The sequence below is a fragment of the Dyadobacter sandarakinus genome, assembly GCF_016894445.1.
GTDB lineage: Bacteria > Bacteroidota > Bacteroidia > Cytophagales > Spirosomataceae > Dyadobacter > Dyadobacter sandarakinus.
Genome location: NZ_CP056775.1, coordinates 1,408,594 through 1,430,614 on the forward strand (window position 1 = coordinate 1,408,594; position 22,021 = coordinate 1,430,614).

Below are 22,021 nucleotides of genomic sequence, written 5' to 3' on the forward strand. Positions count from 1 at the left end.
AAGGGGGGAGCATTGAAGCATGGTAGCAGTGAGCTCAGCGGCTCGTTAGCTCAGGGTGGCGGGAGGGCAAACTTGGTCGGCAATAGCCCTTCGACTCCGCTCAGGGTGACAAGGGGGGAGCATTGAAGCAGGGTAGCAGTGAGCTCAGCGGCTTGGCTGCTTAGGGTGGCGGGGAGCAAGCTTGGTTGGGAGTAGCCCTTCGACTCCGCTCAGGGTGACAAAGGGTGAGCATTGAAGCAGGGTAGCAGTGAGCTTAGCGGCTTGTTAGCTTAGGGTGGTGGCACTAATGCAAGCTTGGTCGGCAATAGCCCTTCGACTCCGCTCAGGGTGACAAGGGGGGAGCGTTGAAGAAGGTGCCGGGAATTACCATTTGGCTCGTCTGTTGGACTTGGGAATGGTAATTGCCGGCGCCTTCCTCAGGATTGTTTTATGCTTGTCACCTGAGCACGGTAAGTCCGCCTTTGTAGGACTTTTTTGTGTATTGAATGAGATAGTAATAGTACCCGCCGGAAATGTTTGTGGGGCACCAGTCTTTTGATTTGTCTTTTGAGTAGTAAATCTGTTTTCCCCAGCGGTTAAAAATCGCCACGTCCCTGAACTGGTTCGAGCAGTTGTCATCAGGGAGATCGTGGAAATTAAAGCAGTCATTTTTGCCGTCCCCATTCGGGGTGATCACATTGGGGAACTCGGGCATTTCCTGGGAGTCGTTGTCTTTGACAGTCACCTTTACGGATGTTGTGTCAGTAGCTGCTGCACAGTTCTTGTCACGGGTTACAAAATCAATGTAAAATACCTGCTCGGCCCCGCCCTGCAGTACAGAACATTCGGGCGACCAGGAGTAGGGGGAGGTAACATTGCGGACGCCGGTTTTGCCCGCAAACTGCATCCCCAGCGCGGCCATATCAAACCCACGCCCGGACCCGCCAAGGCTGATTACATTGGTGTCGGGATCTGCGGCAAGTACATCAAACGTGATTTCCCCGGAGCCGATGGTATAGACAATTTCCTGGTCGGTGAGCGAGGTAGTAACTGCCGGCGGGGTATTGGGCGACTGGTCTACCACAAAGTAAACAGGCGCGGAGCGCGCCAGCGGATTGCCCTCACACCTTAAATCCTCGGCTTTAAAGTCTACGATCAGCGTGTCACCCTTGCGTGCATTGCAGGGCGGGATCCAGGAAAAAGTCTGCTGAATACTGGCACGTCCGTTCACGGCCTTGAACACCATGCCCCTGTCATTCATGTTGAAATCCCGCCCGCGGCCGGACAATGCAAGACTATCCTTATCGGCATCTTTACCATAAACGGTAAAAGTCACAGGCTCGCCCGCAGTTACATGCACATAATTTCCTTCAAGGGAAGTCGTGACGGCAGGAGGATTGTTGTCGCCGCCTTCCCGCCGGATGTAGATATTAAGTGTATCGGTGAGCGGTACCGGGCAGCTTTCGTCTTCTGCCAGCAGCTGAATGTGGATCGGACGGTTGTCGTAGGTAACAAAGCATTCGTCGAGGCATACCTGAAATTTAAGCGTATCATTGGCGATAGACGTGCGGAATTCGGCCGGCAGCAGGTTGAAATAATCCCTGCTTTGTCCCACCGTACTCCCGAGTACCTTCACAAGCTGGTTCACGGACGGATCCGTCACGATCACTTCAAAACAGGCCGGATCGTTTTTTTTGATGGTTATTATTTCATTTTCGTTGTAGTAGGTCGCTTTTCCGGCAGGCTTGAAAAGCAGTTTGGGTGGTTCCATTTTGGGACAATCCACTACTTTAAGCTGGAAGTCGCGGGTAAGTGTCCCGATCTTCTGACCCTTCCGGTATTCGTCTACCTGAACCGCAAAAACGTATAATCCGACACTGCCCGGCGTCACAGACAGCATCCCGGTATTTTTATTGACACTGAGCGGCTTAGGGCCGGGGATTATATTGGCCACAGAGATCCCGTCCTGCCAGGTCAGGCGCGGATAACCTGACGAGCCGCGAGCAGGGGCACTTGGGTTACCTTTATCCGAGTAGCCTTGCATGGGCGTGATCAGCGTGTAGGTGAGGCTGTCGCCGTCGGCATCTTTGCCGCCGAAGTCAAAGAAAAAGGGTGAATTTACGCAGGCATAGTCTCCGACAATGGGTGCGAAGACGGGCGATGAATTGGAGAAAGCCGTTCCATTCTTCACGAGTGGAGGAAATTCCAGGTAAAAAAGGCTGCCGGCGTCGCCAGGAGCCTTGATGTTGGTGATGGTCCCATTGCGGCAGCAGCGGTCCCAAACCATATAGTAACCCTGTGGATCATTGAAATCGCCTGGTTCGAGGCGCAGGGTCGACCCGTACGTGATCATGTAGGTCTGCAAAGTGGAGATTCCGCATTGCGGATTTGCATAGGTGACCAATTTTCGTTCTAATTTTGGGGCTTCCAGCCAACCAATTGCGACGTTGTCGCGTTTTCGAAAAACATAGATGTTCACAAACTGATCCTCTGCACCCGGGTTACCATTGAGCGCATCAAAGTACATGGTGAGCCCGATGTTGTAGTTGTAGTAATTTCCGGGATTCTGGGTAATGTATAGCTGCCCTCCGACAATGTGGGTGGCCCATGCATACGGAACTACAAACAGCAGTAGCAGCAGCAGGGGAATGAACCGTTTGATCATGGCTTAGGAAAAGTGAATCCGATATAGTGAATTGTTAATTATAAAAGAAAAAGATGTCTAAGAGTAACAAGTATGAATACGTTGAAATTACCGATTTTGCCGCAGAAGGCAAGTGTATTTACAAGTCGGAAGAAGGCGTAATTTTTGTGGAAGGAAATGTTGCTCCGGGGGACATAGTTGATTTACAGGTTCTCAAAACCAAAAAAAAGCTAAAAGAAGCAATCGTTACCAAGATACATTCCAAATCTTCACTCCGGACCGAACCTTACTGCCTGCACCATCCGGTTTGCGGCGGTTGCCGCTGGCAGCACATTGCCTACGAGCATCAGCTCAGGTTCAAGCGGCAGCAGGTGGTGGACCATTTTGAAAGGATCGGTAAGATCAAGAATGTTGCCATAAACGAAATTATAGCAGCTCCTAAAACGGAGTACTACCGCAACAAGCTCGAATTTACTTTTTCCAACTGGCGCTGGCTCACGAAAGAGCAGATGGATTCCGGTGCAGAATTCTCCAAAAATGCACTGGGTTTTCACGTCCCCAAACGTTTTGACAAGATTTTTACGGTCGATCACTGCCATTTACAGCACGATCCGTCAAATACGATCCGTAACTCGCTCCACCATTTCGGCGAACTCAAGGGTATCCCGTACTACGATGTCCGTTTCAACAGGGGTATGCTCCGCAACGTAATTATACGTACCGCAAATACCGGCGATGTGATGGTGATTGTGCAGTTTGGTGACAACAATATGGAGCAGGTAGAAGAGGTAATGCAATACCTGCACAAGACGCATACTGAAATTACATCCCTGAACTACATCATCAATCTGAAAGGCAATGATTCCTACCAGGACCAGGAGGTGATCAACTATGCAGGTGAGACGTTTATACGCGAAACTATGGAGGACCTTACGTTCCTGGTAGGCGCAAAATCATTTTATCAGACCAACTCCGAGCAGGCATTCCAGCTTTTCAGTGTGGCGCGGGAGTATGCCCAGCTCACGGGCAATGAATTTGTATATGATCTGTACACCGGTACCGGCACCATCGCGAACTTTGTTGCGCGGCGATCCAGGAAAGTGGTCGGCGTGGAGTACGTGGAAGCAGCCGTGCAGGATGCGCGCCGCAACTCAGAGCTCAATGGAATTACCAACACCGAGTTTTTTGCGGGAGATATGCGGGCATTGATGAACGAACAGTTTTTACAAAAACACGGCCGTCCCGACGTCATTATTACTGATCCTCCGCGCGCAGGAATGGATGTGCCCGTAGTGGAGACAATCCTGAAAGCGGAGCCCAACCGCATTGTATATGTAAGTTGCAATACGGCTACCCAGGCGCGGGATCTTGCGCTCATGTCGGAAAACTACGAAGTAACGAAGGTGCAGCCGGTTGATATGTTCCCCAACACGCACCACGTCGAAAATGTGGCGCTGCTGGTCAGGAAGGAATAGTTTGGGTGGCAGTCGGCAGTCGGCAGTCGGCTTTCGGCTTTTGAAAAAAGGCGAAGTAACTCGCCGATAGCCGACTGCCGACTGCCCTTGTTAAAATGGTGGCTCGGTATCCGGACCTTTGTAATCGAAGTTGCTCAGGTCGTTGGCGCGGCTTCTCAGTGTGCCGCCCTGGCCAGAAGGCTTGGTATTACTCTCAAAGGAAGCGATCGGATTACTTGTGACGATCGGCCGGTCCACCGGATACGGTGCGGGAGTGAACCCGGAGTCGAGGTCTGCAAACTTCGTGTATTTACCGATAAACCGCAGCTGCACGGTATCCAGGGAGCCTGCACGGTTTTTGGCCACAATCACCTCACCGACGCCGGCCACGGAATTTCCGGCCTCATCTTCGGTAATGCCATAGTATTCAGGACGGTAAAGAAAGAGAACCATGTCGGCATCCTGCTCAATGGATCCCGATTCCCGTAAATCGGAAAGTTGCGGGCGTTTTTCTCCTCCGCGGGTTTCCACGGCCCGGCTCAGCTGGGAAAGCGCGATCACCGGCACGTCCAGTTCCTTTGCCAGGTTTTTCAGCGAGCGCGAGATCATTGCAATCTCCTGCTCACGGTTACCCGCTCCTTTGCCGCCGGTATCAGCAGTCATCAGCTGCAGGTAGTCAATCACGATCATCTGTATATCATGCTGCGCTTTCAGACGGCGGCATTTGGCACGCAGTTCCAGCACGGAAAGGGCAGGAGTATCGTCAATAAAAATAGGTGCATTGGTAAGCCGGTGAATACGGTGGTGGAGCTGCTCCCACTCATGGGGTGCCAGGCTTCCTTTCCGGATCTTTTCACTATCGATCTCGGCTTCGGCCGAAATGAGCCGGTTGACGAGCTGTACCGAGGACATTTCGAGGGAAAAAATCGCGACGGGCATATTGAAGTCGACAGCAGCATTGCGCAGCGACGATACCACAAAAGCTGTTTTACCCATACCCGGCCGCGCCGCGAGGATCATGAGCTCGGTTTTCTGCCACCCGGAAGTCAGGCGGTCGAGGGCACTGAAGCCCGAGGGTACGCCGGTAAGACCGTCCTTATTATGTTTTTTCTGGTCGAGCTCGGCCAGCGCCTGGCGCATCAGCGCGCCCATATCGGCGTAGTTTTTCTTGATATTGGACTCAGAGATCTGAAACAGGGAGTGCTCCATTTTATCGAGCAGCCTGAAAACATCCGTCGTATCTTCAAATGCTTCCTTCTGGATCTCTGACGAAATCTTGATCAGCTCGCGCTTGATGTAAGCCTGCGCAATGATGCGTGCATGAAACTCGATATTGGCCGCCGAGTTAACGCGCGACGTGAGTTCCATGATGTACGTAGCCCCTCCCACGAGTTCAAGTTCACCGGTACTCCGCAGCTTGGAAGTCACGGTAAGCATATCAATCGGCTCCGAATCGGCAAAAAGGGTTATGATGGCGGAATAGATCCGGACATGCGCCTCTTTGTAAAAGCTGTCGGGCCGGAGAATGTCTGCTACGGCAGTCAGCGCATCCTTTTCGATCATCAATGCCCCCAGAATAGCCTCCTCAACGTCCACCGCCTGCGGCGGTAACTTGCTGAACATCTGGTCGCTTCCAGCCACCTTAGGCGTGAAGGGCTTTCTGGCTGCATTGCCCTGCCGGTTGCCTGTTTTGCCGAAACTGTTGGGTACTTTTTCGTTCTCCATATTAAGACAAAGTTAAGCATTGAGCATTGCCGGAAAAGCCGCAGCGGGCCGGAGCGGGCAAATAAATATTTGAGAAATCGGGTGCTTATTTGTGCGTGTCTGATAATGAAAGAGTTGCTCAGAAAAATAAAATTTTCTTTGCTGCAATGGATGACCATGCTTGAAATTCTGCGTCTAAGCTTAGCGGAATGTTGGTTATTATTACTAAATTTTACAGGAAATAGACAATCACTAAACTTTAATTCATTTGCTGGAAAAAATCATCACCCTCGAAGACGTTTCAATGGTCGATTTTCTGGGTATTCACAATTCCAATATCAAAGAGGTTGCCGCCGCTTTTCCTGAGAGTAAGATTGTGTCGCGCGGAAATGAGATCCGCATTCAGGGCACTGCCCCGGAGATCATCAGGATTACGGACGTAATGGATTCACTGCTTGCACATTATCAGAAATACGGAAAGATCACCAACGACAATGTAAAAGGGTATCTCAACGGAGTTTCCAAGACCCCGGTTTCACACGGAGAAGATGACGACGATGTCATCATATACGGCAACAAAGGTCTGGTTGTCAAGGCCAAGACGGCAAATCAGAAGTTGCTTGTAGAGCAGGCTGCGCGCCACGACCTGGTATTCGCAGTGGGACCGGCTGGTACCGGAAAAACGTACACCGCTGTTGCGATAGCCGTACGGGCACTTAAAAATAAGGAGGTTAAAAAGATCATCATCACCCGTCCCGCGGTGGAAGCAGGTGAAAACCTGGGCTTTCTGCCGGGTGATCTCAAGGAAAAAATTGATCCCTATCTGCGGCCCATCTACGATGCGCTGGATGATATGGTAGCCCCCGAAAAGTTAAAATTGTACCTGGAAAGCCGCGTCATCGAAATTGCGCCGCTGGCTTACATGCGGGGCCGGACGCTCAATAATGCCTTTATCCTGCTGGACGAAGCACAAAACACGACGCCCATGCAGATGAAGATGTTCCTCACGCGGATGGGACCGAGTTCCAAAGCGATTATTACAGGGGATAAATCACAGATTGACCTGCCCAAAAACCTTAAATCGGGGCTGATTGATTCGCTTACTGTTTTAAAAGGAATAAAAGGAATCAGCTTCGTGGAGCTTGACGGCTCTGATGTGGTACGTCACCGCCTGGTTAAGGAAATACTGGCAGCTTATGAAAAATCCGAAAATTAGGCTGCTACTGGCCTGTCTGATGTTGTATGGCATCCTGCCTGCGGTTACCGCACAGGATGCCGACACTTTACTGAAACGATGTGCAAGCGTGGAAACGGACGCTGCCAACCTGGCGCGCATTCCTTCATTGCAGCAAGTCAGGACCACTTCTGAGGCGGCTATTCAGGATTACATCCGTGCCAACCGCTCACAGCTGAGGACGGCGGCTGACGAAATCATTACGATTCCGGTCGTTGTGCATGTGGTTCACAATCAGTTGAATAACAAAGTCGGGGGAGTCGGAAACAGTAATATTTCTGATGGGCAGATACAAAGCCAGATCGATGTGCTCAATGAGGATTATGGCAATATGTCGGGCTACAAAGGCTTTTATACCGATTCTTTGGGCGTGGATACCGGGATACGATTTAAGCTTGTGACCATCGTACGTACTTACAATGAACAGGCACAATTTAATCCCATTACAGAAGCGGATGATGTAGCTGAAATCTCGCCTGCGTGGTTTACCAACCGCTACCTGAATATTTGGGTGACCCGGCTGGCAGACCGGTACCTGGGTACTTCGCAATTTCCGGTGGTAACGGATATTACAACCCGTACACAGGGACTCATGACCACTGAGGCAGAAGAACAGGCGGCCCTCACGGACGGCGTACTGATCGACTTCAGGTACTTCGGGCGTAACTCGCCTGCAATTACTACTAGTCTGTACAACCTGGGACGTACGACTACCCATGAAGTAGGGCATTGGCTGGGGCTGATCCACATCTGGGGCGACCAGAACTGCGGCACCGACTATTGCGAGGACACACCTACAGCATTTACAAAAAACGAAACTACCGATACCAGTTGCGAACCGGTGTTTTCACAATGCAGAGGCCGTGTGACGCGGAACATGATCGAAAATTACATGGACTATTCGCCCGACGGTTGTATGAGCGTGTTTACCAACGACCAGAAAGAGCGGATCCATGCAGTGCTCGCACTCAGCCCGAGAAGGGCAAAAATGGTAGAGTTTTCACGCATTACGACGGAAAATGTAGTGGTTGAGCTTTTCCCGAATCCGGTGCATGAGTACCTCACTTCCAATGTATTTACGCCGGGATATGAGCCATTTACAGTAAGTATTTATAACCAGAAAGGACAGAAAGTCGCCAGCGACGTCGTAAACAGGACGTACGTCAATGTCAGGAATTTTCCAGCCGGGGTTTATTTTTATAAAGTAACATCGGGGAACCAAACTGTGACAAAGCGATTTGTGGTCCAGTAAGCCACACACATGCTATCACGCACACCATTCGTTAGTATTGCCATTCTATTTATGGTCGGCGTCGTCATCGCCGGCATTGTCCCTGCACATGCTGGTACCATACTGGTACTTGCTGCTGTATTGACGTGCCTTCCGGCCTTCTGCTTCATCTTTCTTGCAAAACGTGCAATGCCAGCTTTCGGCCTGGCCTTTGCCCTGTTTGTTTTATGTACCGGTACAATCCGTAAACTTCTGACGGACAGTTACCTCAATGAGCAGGAAACCAGGCTGGCGCTTACCCAATATGATGCCTACCTTGCACGTGTCGAATCATTGCCCGAAAAGCGGGCGCAGTCGGTTCGTGTGGAGGCTACCGTTCACAGGATCGGGCGTGAGGGCCGCTGGTCGGATGTGTCTTTCAAAACATTACTTTCCTTTCCCAAAGATCCGGCTGACGTACCCGCACCAGGCACCAGCCTGCTCATTCATGGAAAGCTTACAAAGCCGCCTGCCTCGACCGAGTACTGGCAATTTGACTATCGCAGGTACCTGAAAAACAAGGGTATCTTCGTCACCGGCAGGCTTCGCCAGGGAAGCTATACAGCCGTGAGTACCGGCACGGATGAAAATCCGTGGAGTACGGGAGCCTCGGCCTGGGCAGATGGTGTTTTCCGAAATCACATTCCCGACGGGGCTACTTACGGTCTGGTTAAAGCCATGCTGCTGGGACGGCGTGATGACCTGGGTGCAGAGCTTGTTAAAGATTATACGGTCTCGGGCGCTGTGCACATCCTGTCAGTATCCGGCATGCATGTGGCCATCATCTTTCTGGTAGCCGGGTACCTGCTGGGTTGGCTGAAAAGACTTCCGCACGGGCGTATTCTGTTCCTTGCGGTCACTACTGCTCTGCTTGTATTTTATGCCATGGTCACGGGATTGCCGCCCTCGGTGCAGCGGGCAACTCTGATGTGCATCGTTTTTGCAGCAGCAGAGGTATTCGGGAGAAAAAACGAGCCCATGAATACGCTCGGACTATCCGCTCTGCTGGTGTTGCTGTGGAATCCTGCTGCCATTTACGATGTGGGTTTTCAGCTGTCTTACCTTGCGATGTCGGGTATTTTTCTGTTTTACAAACCCATTGAACACCTTTTTACTTTTGAGAACCGCATTGTTCACTATGCCTGGCAGGTAACTGCATTGTCATTTGCTGCACAGCTCACTACATTTCCGCTCAGCCTTTACTATTTTCACCAGTTTCCCACCTACTTCTGGCTTGCAAATCCATTTGTGATCTTTTTTACAAACATCCTCTTACCTGCTGCGCTTGTCTTATTGATCGTCAGCGTTGTACCACTTGCTCCCCTGCATTGGGTAGTGTCGCAGGTGGTGCTCTGGTCCGGGAAGCTTGCCAATTATGCCGTGGCTGTACCTGGCATGTTACCCGAAAATCTCATCAGCAACCTGAACCTGAATGCATGGGAGGTCATTTTGTTGTTTGCGATGTTGCTGCTTGTCTGGCTTGCCATCGAGCACAGGAATTACAACTTCCTGAAATGCGGGTTTGCTCTTGCGGCGGTTTTTGCAAGTTGTGCCATAGGCCATAGTACATGGCTGTACCTGCAATCCGGGTGGAAGGTACATGCGGTGCCCGGCCACGCAGTTGTCAGTCTGAAAACAGGAAGTGCATTGTACTTTGCAGCGGATCCGGCTTTTTTTTCAGATACCAGCGCGTACCAATATCACGTGCAGAACTATGAGACGGTATGCGAGATCCATTCGAAAACATTCCTGACGCCAACGCTTACTGAACCGCATACACTGCATTGATCTCGGCGGCAACCTTCTGGCCCCATGCAGCCTGTGCAGCACCATTGAGGCCATGACCGGTTTCTCCGTCATAATTTTCCTGCTCGCGGTTCATTTCCCGGAACGATTCGAGAAACTGGTACTGGATTTCACTGTCGAAATCTTCAATGGTAAGATCAGCTTTGCGAAGCCGTTCCTTAAACTTTTCCACGACCAGCCGCGTGATGTCGAAATGAATTTGCTCATGGCGGAGGGTACTGGCAGTACGCGCTTCGGGCCTGCCCCAGGACATACTTTTGACCATGAAAGTCTTTAAGCCGATCTCAACAACAAGGTCATCGTTTTTGGGATAGGAGCGTCCCTCGTAGCCGAAGCTGGTAAATACTGCTGCCGCGTACCGGCTTCCCGGTTTTCCGGTCCGTACTTTGAAGTCGTCCCAGATCAGTGGACGCTTGGGCGAGTAAAAGACGGTATCTTCACTGGGAGAGGCTGTGATTTCCTTGAAAACCAGCTGTAAGCTTCTGGCAAGTGCCGGGTTTTTCCCTGCATTGTTGGTCATCCACTTCTGAAAGCTGTCCAGTGCCTGATCAAGCATCTGCTTCATAAGCTTCTCGTACTCAAAATCTTTTTCAGGTCGCGTGTAGCTCGCGGAGGTCTGGTAGCTGGTAAGCTCCACAGGCTGCATATTGCGGTACCACCGGAATGATAAGCTGACCTTCATATCGCCCGTCACCTTATTGGGACCTACTTTTTTCTCGTTAACAGACAGCTCTTTAATGGTAACGTAAAGCGGCAGGTAGGTCTGTTCTTTTTTGGGTGCAGCAAACGTCCAGTAAGCAAATAATTCCCGGTCAGCCTTGCCGGGCAGTACGGCAGGTACTTCTTTTCCCAGGGCGATGATTTTCCCGATCCCGCTACCCGGAATAAGCCTTTTGTCTTCCACCTCCTGGACAAAGAATTTATAGTTTTTGAGCAGGGCAGGAGTAGATTTTGTAAGATGTATAACCAATTTTTCCTGCTGCGCATGCACCAGTACCGATATGTGAGTCAGAATTAACGCGAGCAGGATACTTTTCTTCCCCACACTCCCTTTGTTGAATCCAGCAGCCATTTATATAAGTTTGTATAAAATCGGATTAAAAGAAAAATGACGTTACTTACAACGAACACAAGGCCTGAATTTGATGAGATCTTCATGGATTTAGCAAAAAATCTGGCCAAGCGTTCCCATTGCATCAAGGCGCAGGTAGGAGCGGTACTGACCAAGGATACCCGGATTATTTCAATAGGGTATAATGGTCCGCCGGCAGGTACCCACAATTGTGATGAAGAATTTCCTGAAACAGGCTGTCCGCGGGATGCAAAGGGAAGCTGCTCGCTGGCATTGCATGCTGAGCAGAACGCAATCCTTTTTGCTGTAAAAAATGGTTCCAACATCGAGGGCTCGACATTGTTTGTGACCCTTGCACCCTGCATTTCATGCGCAAGGGTGATTTATACCATGAAGATCAAAAAGGTAATCTTCCTGAAATCATACGCCGCTTACAAAGGAATCGCCGTAGAAGAAGGAGTAGAGTTCCTGAGGCGTTTTGGGGTGGAGGTGGAGAAGTATGAGGGGAGCGAGGGAGTTTTGAGTGAGTGAGTTAGTGAGTGAGCGAGTATGGGAATTTTGAGTGAGTGAATTAGCGAATTAGCGAGTGAGTGAATGTTGATCTGTAACACTTTAACAAACGTCTTCGTATTTACTTCAATGCTAATCTAGCATCTCCGAAGTTTTACAAGCCACCTACTCACTCACTCACTCAGAACTCACTCAATCAAAACTAAAACAATTCACTCACTCAAAACTCACTCACTCAAAACTAAATCAATTCACTCACTCACTCACTCACTCACTCACTAATTCAAAACTTACTTTTAATGATGATGCCCGCCCTGTCCGTGAACATGGCCGTGGCTGATTTCTTCGTCAGTAGCGGGGCGGATGGAGATGATTTTTCCTTCAAAATGCATTTCCTTGCCGGCGAGCGGGTGGTTAAAGTTCATAATGACCACGTCATCCCGTATTTCCACAACCTGTCCGTGCATACGCTCGCCTTCTTCATTGGTCATGGGAATGATGTTACCGATTTTCAGAAGATCTTCCTGGTCGACGCCTTCCATCTGGAATACCTCTCTCGGAAGGTCAACAATGGCTTCCTCGTCGTACTCGCCGTAGCCGTCTTCCGGGGTAACCGTGAAGTCGAATGTATCACCAGCTACAAGGCCTTCGATCTGATTTTCAAAACCTTCCGGCAATCCGCTGATTCCGTGAATGAAGTACATGGGATCGTCTTCGTTCACCACTTCTACAACGTCGATTTCACCTTCAGAGTCGGGAATGCTGAGGCTGTATGTTAACGCGATCACGTTATTTTTTTCGACTTTCATTTTTTTAGATTGTTAAGGTAATAGTTGTTCTGCAATTCTTGTTCCATAGGTGCATGCTGCACAAACGTACAGCTAATTTTCGCACAAAGTCATTTTTATGAATTTTTTAGCACACATTTTGCTGTCGGGCGAAAAGCCCGGTGTGATCATGGGAAACTACGTAGGCGACTTCGTCAAAGGGCGTCTTACGGAAGAGAAAACAGCACTTTGGAACCCTGATTTTGTGCTTGGTTTAAAACTGCACCGGTTTATTGATTTTTATACAGACAAACATGAGATCGTACAGGAAGCAGTAGATGTGGCGTCGCTAGCGCTCGGCCGTCTGGCGGGCATTGCCGTTGATATTTACTTCGACTACTTTCTGGCACGTTACTTCGCGCGTTTTCGTGAAGAGTCGCTGGCCGCTTATACCCATGGGAAATATGCGCTTATTGAAGAAAATGAACACCTTGTACCACCGGGTATGGTTCCCATGGTGCGCTCCATGATCAGACAGGACTGGCTGACCGGCTATGCCACGCTCGAAGGCATTGACCTTACATTTAGCAGACTCTCGCGCCGGGCGGAGTTTCTGGCGCCGGTAGCCGGGGCAATGCACGAGCTGCGTGCGCATGAGGAATACTACTGCGAAAAGTTTTTTGCGTTTTTTCCCGATCTGCAAAACGCATCGGCTGAGTTTCGCCTTCAGGGACAAAATCAGGCGCTGCACGGATAGCAGGTCGTCGAAAGCATTAATGTTTACCTTTGTCCAAAATCCGAGTACATGAGCCAGACACCCGAAACTGTTCTGAAAGATATACGAAACAAGCGTTATAAACCCCTGTACCTGTTGCATGGTGACGAGCCTTTTTACATTGACTCCATTGCGGAAGAACTTGAAAAAAGGATCGTTCCGGAATCTGAAAAGGGCTTTAATCAATTTGTGCTCTACGGAAAGGATACCGACGTGGCCGGCGTACTAAGCTATGCCCGGCGGTTTCCGTTTATGTCCGAGCGCCAGCTCATCATTGTCAAGGATGCTAACAAACTGGCAGGTATTGATCAGAAAGAGCAGCAGGCACGCCTGGAAGATTATGCATTAAACCCGCTTCAAAGTACCGTCCTGGTACTTTGCTTCAATGCAGCAGCGGATGAGCGGCGGTCGTATGTGAAAGCTTTTGATAAACATGGCGTAGCAGTACCTTCCAAGAAAATGTACGACAACAAGCTGCCTGAGTGGGTTACAGGCTTTTGCCAGAGTGAAGGGGTGAAAGTGAGCCCGAAAGCCGTACAGATGCTGGTTGATAACATTGGTAACGATCTGAAAAGGCTGGCTAATGAGATCCGGAAGATTATGGTGAACCTGCGGGTAGACGAGGGGATTGATGCCTCAGCCGTAGAGCGGTTTGTCGGCATCAGCAAGGAGTACAATGTATTTGAATTTCAAAAAGCATTGATGACCCGGGACGTGCTGAAAGCAAACCGCATAGCTTCTTATTTTTCGTCAAATCCCAAAGACAACCCGCTTACGCCCATCCTGATTATTTTGTTCGGGTTTTTTTCGAAAGTATTGCTGGTACACGCAAGCAAGGACAAATCTGAAAAGGTGCTGGCCTCGGAACTGTCTGTAAACCCATATTTCGTGAAGGATTACCTCGCTGCTGCCCGGAATTATCCGCTGCATAAGGCTGCGGATATCGTTCATTTTCTGAGAGATACTGATGCTCGTATGAAAGGTGTGGACGGTGTGTCCATCCCCGAGGGAGAGCTGCTGAAAGAACTCGTTTTTAAGATCCTACATTAAAAAAAAGCATGGTCCGGGCCTGGTGCGGCAAGGCGGGCAGGTCATTTATATATGCAAGACGAAAATAAAATTTTAATCCCGACCCCGGCTTTGTTCAGTTTTGAGGAATGTGTCTGGTTCCTGGACAGGAATTATGACGATTGTCTCCATGTCATCAAAGAACAAACTGTTTATAAGTCAATTCATACAGGAAATGACATCGTACTCGTAGGTATCGAGCAAAATGGCAGCTTTTTGGAAGCCGATATCATTGCAGGCCCGGCCGGCGAGGCAGAGAAAAACCTGGTGGTCGCCTATATCAGGGAGTGGTTTGATATGGACCGGGACATTGAACCATTTTACCATCTGCTGCAAACTGACGGCAGGCTGAGCTATATGGCAGAAAGGTACAAGGGGCTGCGGCTAATGGGGATCGCCAACCTTTTTGAGGCGATCTGCTGGAGTATTATCGGGCAGCAGATCAATCTGGCATTTGCATATAAGGTAAAGCGAAGCCTGATTGAACGCTTTGGAGAGGGCGTGACATTTGAAAATGAAACATTTTACACCTTTCCCGAACCCTCGGTACTGGCGGACGTACAGATGGAGGAATTGAAGTCCATGCAATTTTCCAGGCAAAAAGCCGAGTACCTGATCAATACAGCCAAAGCTTTCCGCGACGGGCTGATCAGCCGGGAAATGCTGGCAGCGCTTCCCGATTTTGAGGCACGTACAAAAGCATTGACCGCGCTGAAAGGTATAGGCGCGTGGACAGCCAATTATGTGCTGATGAAATCCATGCGGGAGCCGGGAGGTATTCCTCATGGTGATATCGGGTTGCTGAATGCACTGGAAAGCCATAACATTATTCACGACCGTAAAGAGCAGGAGAGGATCAATGCATTGTTCAGCGCCTTCGAAGGGTGGGAGAGCTACCTCGTATTTTACCTGTGGAGAAGTCTGACCGTCAGGCAGGGTGAGCCGGCCTGACGGTGGTTAATATTTTACTGCGCCGCAACAAGCTGCTCATCTTTACGCTCCCCAATCTGCTGCCGCCACATGGCATAATACAGTCCTTTTTCGTCCAGTAGGTCGGAGTGACTGCCCATTTCCACGATCCTGCCTTTTTCAAGCACATAAATACGGTCTGCATGCATGATGGTAGACAGCCTGTGCGCGATCATGACCGTGATATGGGCCGATTGTTCTGTAATCTGGCGGATGGTGTTGGAAATTTCCTCCTCGGTAAGTGAATCGAGGGCGGATGTTGCCTCGTCAAAAATGATCAGGTTTGGTTCGCGTAGCAATGCCCTGGCAATAGACAGGCGCTGCCGCTCGCCCCCGGAAAGTTTCAGGCCGCCTTCACCGATCACGGTTTCAATGCCGTTTTCTGCGCGGGCCAGCAAGTTGTAGCAGGCGGCTTTCAGCAGCACGTCATGGATCATTTCGTCGGTCGCGGCCGGGTTTACAAACAGCAGGTTTTCCTTGATTGTACCTGAAAACAGCTGTGTATCCTGGGTGACAAAACCGATCTGGGATCTGATTTCATCAAAATCGACCGAATTGCCATTGAAGTTGTTGTAGTAAACCGCGCCGGTAATCGGATGGTACAAGCCGACGAGCAGCTTAACAAGCGTCGTTTTACCCGAACCTGAGGGACCTACAAATGCAATGGTTTCGCCACGCGTTACCTCAAAAGAAATGTCTTCCAATGCAGGGCGTGTCGCCGACTGATGCTGAAAACGCACATGTTCAAACCGCAGGGAATCGACTTCGCGAATTTGCTGAGGGTTAGCCGGCTTGGGCTCCACCGGACGTGCCAGCAGGGTCTGAAGGTTGACGAGAGAAGCTTCGGCCTCCCGGTACGACAGGATCACATTGCCCAGTTCCTGCAGAGGTCCAAAAATGAAAAATGAATAAAACTGCATCATCATCATTTGTCCCACGGTGATTTTGTCGTGAAATACAAAAAACAGGAGTGTAAACATGATGCATTGCTGCAGGAAGTTGACGAACGTACCCTGTATAAAGCTGATCGAGCGGATGCTGCGGACCTTTTTCAGTTCGAGTTTCAGGATCTTAAAGGTTGTGGTGTTCAGGCGGCTGATCTCCTGCTGCGTCAGCCCAAGACTTTTTACGAGTTCGATGTTCCGGAGCGACTCGGTCGTGGAGCCCGCCAGCGCAGTTGTATCACGCACAATGGTTTTCTGAATCACCTTGATCCTGCGGCTAAGCACGCTGGTCAGCAGTGCCAGCACGATGGAACCTCCCAGGTAAATCAGCGGCAGCATGGGGCTGAGCCGGAAAGCGATGATCGTAACAAAAACAATTCCGACGAGGGTGGCAAAAAGTACGTTTACGAAGCTGGTGATAAACTTTTCACAATCAGCACGCACTTTCTGCAGCACGGAGAGGGTTTCGCCGCTGCGCTGGTCTTCAAAGTCCTGAAACGGAAGCCGCAAGGCGTGGCGCAGCCCGTCGGTGTACAGGTTTGCGCCAAACTTTTGTATCACTACGTTGACCACATAATCCTGGAAAGCCTTGGCAATCCGGGACACCATGGCCACGCCGATGATCATCAGCAGGCCGACAGAAATCCCTTTAAAAAACTCGTCGCCCATATCCTTTGTGCGGAAAGAGGCAGCTTTATTGGCAAACGGGTCAATGATGTAGTTCCCGAGAATGTAGGGATTAAGGAGCGAAAAAATCTGGTTGACAGCGGCGAGCAGGAGGGCAATGAAAATAAGGCCCTTATACCTGCTCAGGTATTGGAGTAGTAACTTCATATCATGTACGGTGGTTCTTGTGGCGGACTTACTTAGTGCAAACTGAATTTGCCGGGATTTAATTCAGGAATCCGGCAAAAAGGAAGGGGGAGCCGGAGAATGGTATGCAACCATCATATATGAAAAAAGCCGCCCGGAAAGGAGCGGCTCTGACTTGTAGCGGGGAGCAGGATCGAACTGCCGACCTTAGGGTTATGAATCCTACGCTCTAACCATCTGAGCTACCCCGCCGTGTAATTGTGGTGCAAAAGTATGTTAAATTATCTGAGTACACAAAACGTTTTTTCTAAATTTCAGTTCAGAAACGTACAAACCCCAGAGATTAAAAACCTTAGCGCGGGATTTTATTATGGATTTATGCTATATTACAACTTTTACAACGGCCCGCCACTCGGACCATCCCTTTATCATTGAAGCAGGTATGGAAAAATATAAATTTGTAATAGAGTTTGAATTAAGATCTTCCCCAAAAGTACTGTTTCCCTATATTTCTACACCCTCGGGGCTTGAACAATGGTTTGCTGAAAAAGTCACTGTCCTGCCCGATCACCGATTTGATTTCCAGTGGGACGGTGACAGCCACATTGCCCGTCAGACCAGCCTCAGGATAAATAAAGCCGTCCGTTTTGACTTTGAAAATACCAGTGACAACAACACGGACAATAACCATCTGGAACTAAAACTGGAAGTAAGCGAGTTAACCCAGACGACCTTTTTACGCGTAATTGATTACTCCTTCGTTAAAGATCAGGAAGAGCTCAGGACGCTGTGGTTGGGGTTTATGGATAATCTTAGAGAAATAGTAGGTAGTTAATGAAAAAGCTGGATAAGCTTATTTTAAAGACGTTCTGGGGACCGTTCGTGATTACGATGTCGGTAGTGGTATTTGTGTTTTTGATGAAAATCATGATTTTCTATATCGATGATTTTGTGTCAAAAGACCTGGCTCTGACTGACTACGCGCAGCTATTTTTCTTCTTCAGCCTGATTACGGTTCCTACTGCATTGCCGCTGGCCATGTTGCTCTCTTCGCTGATGGCGTTTGGTAATTTAGGTGAGTTTTTCGAGCTCACGGCTATTAAAAGTGCGGGAATTTCGATTGTACGGGCTATGGCGCCCTTGTTTATCGTGGCTGTGGGCATCAGCATTTTTTCCTTTTTCTTCAATGACCGTATATCTCCCTGGGCCAATCTGAAAGGGTATAGTTTGCTTTACGACATCAAAACAGCCAAAGCCACACTGAAAATCAAGGAAGGTATCTTTTACAATGATCTTCCGGGTTTCAGCATTAAGGTGGATCAGAAAGAAGAAAACGGGCGTCTGAAAGGTATGGTGATTTACAAGCACAGCAACCGCTCGTATGAATACGGAAATACAGAGGTAATTCTGGCCGACTCAGGACGGATGTATGCCATTAACAATAACCGCTACCTGGTGATTGAGCTGTACAATGGTACCCGCTATACAGACCAGGTGAGCAACAATTCCCGACCCGTGTACATGTCGGTGGCAGGCGCTAAACCCGTGTACTCTAATTTCAGCAGGAACTCATTTATGCATTACCGGCTGACGGAAAGTCTGGCTTCGTTCGGTATGAAAAGGACGGATGAAGGACAGTTCAAGTACCATGAGTTTATGAAAAACATCAATGATCTGAACCAGACTACCGACTCCCTGAGAACGTCGTATATAGAGACCCGGAAAAATCTGGTACCCAGCAGTCAGCAATATTATTCCTACAATTACAAGGATGGCACGGACAAGACGCTAAAAAGCGGGCCGTGGATCGATTCCTTGCTGAACAAGCCTGTGTCCGACAGTTTGAAAAAAGAAATCCTGAGCAATTCTAAGGCAGCTGTCACTAGCATGACGGGTTTTTTGAAGTCACAGACGGAATACCTTGAAACAAAGCTGAAAGACGCCAATAAATATGAACTTGAAAAGCACCACAAATACACCCAGGCACTTTCCTGCCTGATCATGTTCCTGATTGGCGCACCGCTTGGGGCAATCATCAAAAAAGGTGGTTTTGGTGTGCCGGTGTTAATTTCCATTATCTTTTTCATCCTGCTTTATGTATTTACGATTCAGGGGGATAAATGGGTGAAAGAAGGACTGGTAGCGGTGCCGGTAGGAGCCTGGCTGGCCAATACCATACTCGGACTTGCCGGTATTTACTTTGTGGACCGCGCCAGGAGTGATTCAAGATTGTTTGAAAAGGACGTGTACCAGATGTACTTCCGCAGAATTAAGTCGTACCTCATCAGTAGATTTAGTAAAAAGGAGCTTATCCAAGCATACGAAAATTAAATTTTTTAAATAAGTATAAAAGCGTAATTTTGCAACCTTATTTGCAGCAGGGTGCTGTTAAATTATACTTTTTCATATTAATCTGTTGTTACAATCATGTATTTAACCGCGGAAAAGAAGAGAGACATCTTCGAATCTAAAGGGTTTAAGAAAGAAGGCGGAGACACTGGTTCTGCCGAATCCCAAATTGCTCTATTTACGTACCGTATCAATTATCTGAACGAGCACCTTAAAACGCACAAGAAAGACAATGATACCCGGTTGGGGCTGTTGAAAATGGTAGGAAAGCGCAGAAGATTGCTTGATTACCTCTACAAAAAAGACGTCAACCGCTATCGTGCGATTATTGCCGAGCTTAACATACGTAAGTAATTCAAAAATCAGGGAACTTCAATCAATGAAAGTTCCCTGATTTTTTGCGGAAAAAGACAAAACAATCCGGAGCGCTGATCCAGCGTTTCACAGCTACAAAAAATCAACTACTTTATGCTCTTTAATATAGTTACGAAAACTATACCCCTTCCGGACGGACGGGAAATCACCATTGAAACAGGAAAATTAGCTAAACAAGCCGACGGTTCGGTTGTGGTACGGCTAGGTAATACCATGCTGCTGGCCACTGTTGTCGCTAATAAAGATATTAAAGAAGGTGTCGACTTCCTGCCTTTGTCTGTGGACTATCAGGAAAAGTTTGCTTCTGCCGGACGTATTCCCGGAAGCTTCCAGCGTCGCGAAGGAAAACTGTCGGACCATGAAGTGCTTACCAGCCGCCTCGTAGACCGTGTTTTGCGGCCTTTGTTCCCTGAGGATTACCACGCTGAGGTACAGGTGAACATTCTCCTAATTTCTGCTGACGCGAATGCATTGCCTGATGCACTTGCTGCGCTTGCGGCTTCTGCTGCACTGGCTGCTTCCGATATTCCTTTCAATGGACCGGTTTCGGAGGTGCGTGTGGCGAAAATCAATGGAGAGTACGTGATCAATCCGGGTACTGAGGCCCTGGTTAATGCGACCCTTGATCTGATGGTAGGTGCTACCTATGACGACATTGCCATGGTAGAAGGCGAAATGGATGAAGTTACCGAAGAAGAGGTAATAGAAGCGCTGAAAGTAGCGCATGGCGTCATTAAAGATCAGTGCCAGGCTTTGAAAGAGTTTGAAACTGAAGTTGGCAAGACACAAAAAAGAGAATACATAGGCGACCCGACCGATGCGGAGCTTGAAGCACGGGTACGCGCATTTGCATATGATAAAATATATGCAGTTGCTCAGCAGGGATCATCCAACAAGCAGGTTCGTAAAGAAGGATTTAAAGCAGTTTGGGAAGAATTCCTGACTACGATCGGTGAAGAGGAAGTAGTGAGCGCCTCGCTTGCAAAACGCTACTTTAATGATCTGGTATGGGAAGCTTCGCGCCGGCTTGTGCTGGATGAAAGAACCCGTCTTGACGGTCGTAAGCTTGATGAAATCCGTCCGATTGCTTCGGAAGTTGATTTTCTTCCGAACGCACATGGTTCAGCACTTTTTACGCGTGGTGAAACCCAATCGCTGACTACTGTGACACTGGGTACCAAAAATGACGAGCAGATCGTAGATACCCCATTGAAATACGGATACAGCAAATTCCTGCTGCATTATAACTTTCCCGGATTCTCAACCGGTGAAGTAAAGCCAAACCGCGGCCCTGGCCGTCGTGAAGTAGGACACGGGAACCTGGCGCTTCGTGCACTGAAAAAGGTGCTTCCTGTTGCTGAGGATAATCCTTATACAATCCGTATCGTTTCCGATATTCTTGAGTCAAACGGTTCATCATCGATGGCTACTGTTTGCGCGGGGTCACTGGCTTTGATGGACTCCGGTCTGAAAGTGAAAGCACCTGTATCAGGCATTGCGATGGGATTGATCTCAGATGCAGCTACCGGCAAATATGCGGTACTTTCCGACATCCTTGGCGATGAAGATCACCTGGGTGACATGGACTTTAAAGTAACCGGTACGGAAAAAGGGATTACGGCTTGCCAGATGGATATGAAGGTAAATGGTTTGTCCTACGAGGTGCTTACAGAAGCATTGATGCAGGCAAAAGCCGGACGACTTCACATTCTTGGTGAAATGAATAAAACAATCACAGAGAGCCGCCCGGATCTTAAACCACATACGCCACGTGCTGTTGTGATTAAGATTGACAGGGAGATGATTGGTGCAGTAATCGGGCCTGGCGGAAAAGTTGTTCAGGACATTCAGAAAGAATCCGGTGCAACGATCTCGATTGAAGAAAAAGACGGTGCCGGCTTTGTAAGCATATTTTCCGCGGATAAAACATCCATGGAAAAAGCAGTTGCCCGTATCAAAGGCATTATCCTGGTACCTGAGGTAGGTGAGCTTTATACAGGTAAAGTGAAGTCAATCATGCCGTTTGGCGCATTTGTTGAATTCCTTCCTGGTAAAGACGGCTTGCTGCACATCTCCGAGATCAAGTGGGAGCGTCTTGAGAAAATGGACGGTGTACTGGAAGTAGGAGAAGAAATACAGGTTAAACTCGTTGAAATAGATAAGAAAACTGGTAAATATCGCTTGTCTCGCAAGGTTTTGTTACCTAAGCCAGAGAACAAAAAAGAATAATTTGATGTTTTTTGGAATAGAGGGTATCTAAGATCGTAATACATACATATTAAAAAAAG

At 48.9% G+C, this 22,021-nt stretch carries 17 protein-coding genes and 1 tRNA gene; 12 read left to right on the plus strand and 6 right to left on the minus strand.

Going from position 1 to position 22,021, the window contains the following annotated elements; all coding sequences use genetic code 11:
* Positions 1-436: 436 nt before the first annotated feature.
* Complete coding sequence (locus tag HWI92_RS05635; protein ID WP_204661468.1) at positions 437-2,644, minus strand: T9SS type B sorting domain-containing protein; 2,208 nt, start codon at positions 2,642-2,644, stop codon at positions 437-439.
* A 53-nt stretch (positions 2,645-2,697) separates the two neighbouring features.
* Here HWI92_RS05635 and rlmD point away from each other — a divergent pair, with 53 nt between their 5' ends.
* A complete protein-coding gene (gene rlmD / locus HWI92_RS05640; RefSeq protein WP_204661470.1) occupies positions 2,698-4,098 on the plus strand; it encodes a 23S rRNA (uracil(1939)-C(5))-methyltransferase RlmD in 1,401 nt (466 codons plus the stop codon).
* Between the two features lie 90 nt (positions 4,099-4,188).
* Here the strand turns inward: rlmD and dnaB are convergent, their stop codons facing one another.
* Positions 4,189-5,802 carry a replicative DNA helicase gene (gene dnaB, locus HWI92_RS05645; RefSeq protein WP_204661472.1) on the minus strand — a complete coding sequence of 538 codons (1,614 nt, stop codon included), beginning with the start codon at positions 5,800-5,802 and terminating at the stop codon, positions 4,189-4,191.
* Positions 5,803-6,049: 247 nt separating this feature from the next.
* Here dnaB and HWI92_RS05650 point away from each other — a divergent pair, with 247 nt between their 5' ends.
* The 3 genes from HWI92_RS05650 to HWI92_RS05660 are packed head-to-tail and all read left to right on the plus strand — an operon-like array spanning position 6,050 to position 10,073.
* Positions 6,050-6,997 carry a PhoH family protein gene (locus HWI92_RS05650; RefSeq protein ID WP_204661474.1) on the plus strand — a complete coding sequence of 316 codons (948 nt, stop codon included), beginning with the start codon at positions 6,050-6,052 and terminating at the stop codon, positions 6,995-6,997.
* A complete protein-coding gene (locus tag HWI92_RS05655) occupies positions 6,978-8,267 on the plus strand; it encodes a T9SS type A sorting domain-containing protein (protein ID WP_204661476.1) in 1,290 nt (429 codons plus the stop codon). Before HWI92_RS05650 ends, HWI92_RS05655 begins: the two co-directional genes overlap by 20 nt.
* A gap of 9 nt (positions 8,268-8,276) precedes the next feature.
* Positions 8,277-10,073 carry a ComEC/Rec2 family competence protein gene (locus HWI92_RS05660; RefSeq protein ID WP_204661478.1) on the plus strand — a complete coding sequence of 599 codons (1,797 nt, stop codon included), beginning with the start codon at positions 8,277-8,279 and terminating at the stop codon, positions 10,071-10,073.
* On the opposite strand, the gene HWI92_RS05665 is transcribed toward HWI92_RS05660, so the two are convergent.
* Entirely contained in the window at positions 10,048-11,163 is a 1,116-nt protein-coding gene (locus HWI92_RS05665; RefSeq protein ID WP_229248947.1) for a DUF922 domain-containing protein, read from the minus strand. The genes HWI92_RS05660 and HWI92_RS05665 overlap by 26 nt on opposite strands.
* A 36-nt stretch (positions 11,164-11,199) precedes the next feature.
* On the opposite strand from HWI92_RS05665, the gene HWI92_RS05670 reads away from it, so the two are divergent.
* Positions 11,200-11,694, plus strand: a complete 495-nt coding sequence (locus HWI92_RS05670; protein WP_204661480.1) for a deoxycytidylate deaminase — start codon at positions 11,200-11,202, stop codon at positions 11,692-11,694.
* 275 nt (positions 11,695-11,969) lie between these two features.
* Here HWI92_RS05670 and HWI92_RS05675 read toward each other — a convergent pair whose 3' ends face one another.
* The gene (locus tag HWI92_RS05675; RefSeq protein ID WP_204661482.1) at positions 11,970-12,482 is read right to left on the minus strand and encodes an FKBP-type peptidyl-prolyl cis-trans isomerase; all 513 of its coding nucleotides are present in this window, start codon (positions 12,480-12,482) and stop codon (positions 11,970-11,972) included.
* 97 nt (positions 12,483-12,579) lie between these two features.
* Between HWI92_RS05675 and HWI92_RS05680 the strand changes: the two genes are divergently transcribed.
* The 3 genes from HWI92_RS05680 to HWI92_RS05690 are packed head-to-tail and all read left to right on the plus strand — an operon-like array spanning position 12,580 to position 15,234.
* Positions 12,580-13,197, plus strand: coding sequence for an acyl carrier protein phosphodiesterase (locus HWI92_RS05680; protein ID WP_204661485.1), 618 nt, complete (start codon positions 12,580-12,582; stop codon positions 13,195-13,197).
* 48 nt (positions 13,198-13,245) lie between these two features.
* Positions 13,246-14,265 (plus strand): DNA polymerase III subunit delta, encoded by a 1,020-nt coding sequence (gene holA, locus HWI92_RS05685; protein ID WP_204661487.1) that lies wholly within the window; start codon positions 13,246-13,248, stop codon positions 14,263-14,265.
* 51 nt (positions 14,266-14,316) lie between these two features.
* Positions 14,317-15,234 carry a DNA-3-methyladenine glycosylase family protein gene (locus tag HWI92_RS05690; RefSeq protein WP_204661489.1) on the plus strand — a complete coding sequence of 306 codons (918 nt, stop codon included), beginning with the start codon at positions 14,317-14,319 and terminating at the stop codon, positions 15,232-15,234.
* Between the two features lie 14 nt (positions 15,235-15,248).
* Here the strand turns inward: HWI92_RS05690 and HWI92_RS05695 are convergent, their stop codons facing one another.
* Together HWI92_RS05695 and HWI92_RS05700 are read right to left on the minus strand one after the other, a co-directional pair.
* On the minus strand, positions 15,249-17,030 hold the full coding sequence (locus tag HWI92_RS05695) for an ABC transporter ATP-binding protein (RefSeq protein WP_204661491.1): 1,782 nt from the start codon (positions 17,028-17,030) through the stop codon (positions 15,249-15,251).
* A 157-nt stretch (positions 17,031-17,187) separates the two neighbouring features.
* Positions 17,188-17,261: transfer RNA gene (locus HWI92_RS05700), tRNA-Met, on the minus strand.
* 190 nt (positions 17,262-17,451) lie between these two features.
* On the opposite strand from HWI92_RS05700, the gene HWI92_RS05705 reads away from it, so the two are divergent.
* From HWI92_RS05705 to HWI92_RS05720, 4 genes are all read left to right on the plus strand, one after another.
* On the plus strand, positions 17,452-17,844 hold the full coding sequence (locus HWI92_RS05705; protein ID WP_204664300.1) for an START-like domain-containing protein: 393 nt from the start codon (positions 17,452-17,454) through the stop codon (positions 17,842-17,844).
* Entirely contained in the window at positions 17,844-19,340 is a 1,497-nt protein-coding gene (locus tag HWI92_RS05710) for an LptF/LptG family permease (protein WP_204661493.1), read from the plus strand. The genes HWI92_RS05705 and HWI92_RS05710 overlap by 1 nt, the downstream gene beginning before the upstream one ends.
* A 96-nt stretch (positions 19,341-19,436) precedes the next feature.
* A complete protein-coding gene (gene rpsO, locus HWI92_RS05715; RefSeq protein ID WP_204661495.1) occupies positions 19,437-19,712 on the plus strand; it encodes a 30S ribosomal protein S15 in 276 nt (91 codons plus the stop codon).
* Positions 19,713-19,826: 114 nt separating this feature from the next.
* The gene (locus tag HWI92_RS05720; protein ID WP_204661497.1) at positions 19,827-21,962 is read left to right on the plus strand and encodes a polyribonucleotide nucleotidyltransferase; all 2,136 of its coding nucleotides are present in this window, start codon (positions 19,827-19,829) and stop codon (positions 21,960-21,962) included.
* The last annotated feature ends 59 nt before the right edge of the window (positions 21,963-22,021 follow it).